3 protein-coding genes and 1 pseudogene are annotated in these 2922 nt (G+C 53.8%); 1 reads left to right on the plus strand and 3 read right to left on the minus strand.

Annotation, left to right across the window (positions count from 1 at the left end; all coding sequences use genetic code 11):
* Positions 1 to 263 precede the first annotated feature (263 nt).
* Positions 264 to 1402: pseudogene (locus B9H04_RS18465) on the plus strand (hypothetical protein).
* A 462-nt stretch (positions 1403 to 1864) separates the two neighbouring features.
* Here B9H04_RS18465 and B9H04_RS17655 read toward each other — a convergent pair.
* The 3 genes from B9H04_RS17655 to B9H04_RS17665 form a co-directional block, all read right to left on the minus strand.
* Positions 1865 to 2113, minus strand: coding sequence for a type II toxin-antitoxin system HicA family toxin (locus B9H04_RS17655; protein ID WP_080508782.1), 249 nt, complete (start codon positions 2111 to 2113; stop codon positions 1865 to 1867).
* Between the two features lie 8 nt (positions 2114 to 2121).
* Entirely contained in the window at positions 2122 to 2421 is a 300-nt protein-coding gene (locus B9H04_RS17660; RefSeq protein WP_049933579.1) for a type II toxin-antitoxin system HicB family antitoxin, read from the minus strand.
* A 214-nt stretch (positions 2422 to 2635) separates the two neighbouring features.
* The coding region (locus tag B9H04_RS17665) for a transposase (RefSeq protein ID WP_139835156.1) at positions 2636 to 2922 on the minus strand (287 nt) is incomplete at its 5' end.

The following is a 2922-nucleotide window of genomic DNA, read 5'->3' on the forward strand; positions in this document are numbered from 1 at the left end:
CTTCTTTCGCACACGGACCAGTCAACAGAACGTGCTCTATGGCACGAAATCCAGGTCGGTCTCTTGCGCCCCATATCTTGTTTCACGCTCTGCTAGGGTAGCAGCGTTTCCATCGAGTCAACAGAGCACGAACTAACAAACAGAAACATAAAAATCACACATTCATAAGCTGTGCCAGAATAGTCATCGAATTCAACAGATTATCTACAGTAGTACATCCAATGAGTAGTTCTGGTAGCTCACCTCGCAGTGAGAGTCTACAAATGCGTTCTTTGTGCGAAGCGTACCAACTCGGGATCACCATCCGAAATGAACTCAAAAAAGTCGGTCTCGTCACCGCGTTGGAGAACCTCGATTACTCGACCGACGCGATCGAAGACGGGTATCCAGCGTGGCATCCCGCCCCACTCTCCTTTCGCGCGATGGTCCTCTCGTTCGTGTTCATGGAGATAACGGGTGACTCGTACGCCGAGTTTTCTCGACGACTCACTCGGTAACCGGAAGTAGCGACAATCCTCGGCTTCAGCCGAGTGCCCGACGAATCAGCATTCTCACGGGCATGGCGGAACCGGTTCGACGACACGATCCACGAATACGTCCACGCTGCCGCTCACTTCGTTGTCAAAGAAGTCCATGATCGCAATATCTCAGCGCCGGAGGTGCGGCCTAAGGCAGAGATCGTCGACGATGAGCAAGAAGATACAGACCCAGTAGAAGACGAATCCTTCTCACAGGAAGAGATTATCCAGACGACGCGCCTCGCGCTTGATCACGCCTTCGGACACTTCGATTCTGATCGGGCGACGAACGTCTCGTACGAGGACACGCAATTTTTCGAGTTACAGACGTTCATGGGGATGGTCCGCTGTGGCACCGCGCAGGGAGCGACTCGCTTCCAATATCGTCGTGGTGAAGAGTACGGTCCCCACGGTGATACTCATCTCCGCACCGTCAAGCAGTTCGATCCCGAAGGGCTCGTGAACGGCTTCAATGAGACGACGGACCGCTTGCTCTCAGTGATCGCCTCGGAAGCATCGTTCCGCCGGCCAGTCACTGCCGCGATCGATATCACGACCATTCCCTACTACGGGGATGTCGAAGAGATGCCGATGGTCAGTGGAACCCGGAGGAAGCCGAGTCGTTCTGTCAGCGCTACAGCCGCCGGTGGCAGATCGAGAGTGAGTACAAATCGATCAAAGGTGACTTTCTCGCCAAGACCTCCTCGGAAGACTACCGCGTTCGCCTGTTCTACTTCGTGTTCGCGATCCTCTTGTACAATATCTGGCGGCTCACCGACTTCCTGCTGAAAGCGGACGTTGACGGCGAGATGGACTACGCACCTGTGATTACTGCGGGTGAGTGTGTTGAGCTCGTTGCCTCAGCATTGATTCCACACGACTAACCCGCTAAGATCTCGCTGAGTCTGCCGTTCGGGAGTGGCAACTCTATTCAGGAGCGCAAAATCCATACAATTTCGTACGCTTGTCTGGTAGTTCAAGCTCAGAGATTCAAAAACGGTCCTTAAGTGGTGAGAATAACCATGAATCGATAGAGATTCGATCCAAAACTTGCCTATCCTCCGAAACTGTGGAGAAGCGCAACCGACGATTCCGTATCGCGATATACACTATACAAACAGACGAAACGCGGTGTCTCCCCGAAACACCCCACTATCAAAGTGTATCTGACCGGGTCTAGCCCCTTGGTTCAAGGCTCGAAGATCGGTTTGTCACGGGTGTGAGAGCGGCGGAAACCGGGTTTCCGGTGGGAGTATGTACAGATTTCGAGATTAACGAGGCTATCCCGAGCAGTGGACCCACACAACGATATCCGAGCTAGTGGTGCTCATAAATTGAGTAACCTATCAGCACTGTCGGTCGATCCACTGACACCACTTCTCGAAGTCCTCCGCTCCGGACTGGTCTGCGATGTTACGTAGTGTTCCAGTTCGGATCCGATCGTGTTGCGGGACGGAGACGACACGGACATCGTCGTCGTTCGTCGGGTGCTCGTATCGAAGCTTGACGTGGCTGCCGGTCCGATCAACGATAGCAAAACGATTCTTCGAGAGTGCTTTGACGACATCGCGTCCAGAAAAATCAGGCGCTCCCATCCGACTTACTACATGAACTCGGGGAGGCCATCGTGCTCGTCGCGAGCCTGCTGGACTTCATCAGGATCGATACCAAGTTCCTCAAGCACTTCTTTTTCCTCCTCCCAATTGTCGACCGAGTCACCAGTTTCTCCCTTGTGAAGTGCGACTGCCTCGTCAAGATTGTCGAGGGCATCTTGTCGTGTCTCACCCTGGCTTGCGACACCAGTCGCCTCGTCACGGGCGACCCACCAGCCGTCGTTCGCCTGAGTGAGCGTAATCGTTCGCCCACTCCGGACGTCGTCGTTCGTACTCGTTTCGGTGCTCATTATCACCGTGTTACCTGAGCGGCGTCATAAGCATTCGGCCGTTGAGCGGCATTCCGTACAGAATCGACTCAACAACCGAGACATATGCGTACCCTGTAGTTGATGGCAATCAGTCGATCACGTTCGCAGGGGTCCATCTAAAACAGATTATTACTTAGACTATCTCGAACACTGACCCCATCACCCCTAGCATCCTGCGGTTCCGGTCTCGCTCTTATGTAGAGCTGCGGAAAGACCCCATAACAAGGCAGTCGATGGTGATATCGACAGATGCGCCTGTGAGATTCAGCGATCTAACGATCCCGAATGTATGAGCGGCCTGTTCCAAGCCTTGCTTGGACAGGCCGAGGAACTTCCGCAGCCACGGTTGAACAAGCGAAAACAGGCATTCTGCCTGATTGATGTGGACTCCGTCAGGCGATACGTACCTCTCTTTGTGGACGACCGTTCGGTGATCCCGATCCATCTCGCGGTACGCTTGGAGTCCATCTGTCCAGACCT

This window comes from Halorubrum ezzemoulense DSM 17463, from assembly GCF_002114285.1.
GTDB classification, from domain to species: Archaea; Halobacteriota; Halobacteria; order Halobacteriales; family Haloferacaceae; genus Halorubrum; species Halorubrum ezzemoulense.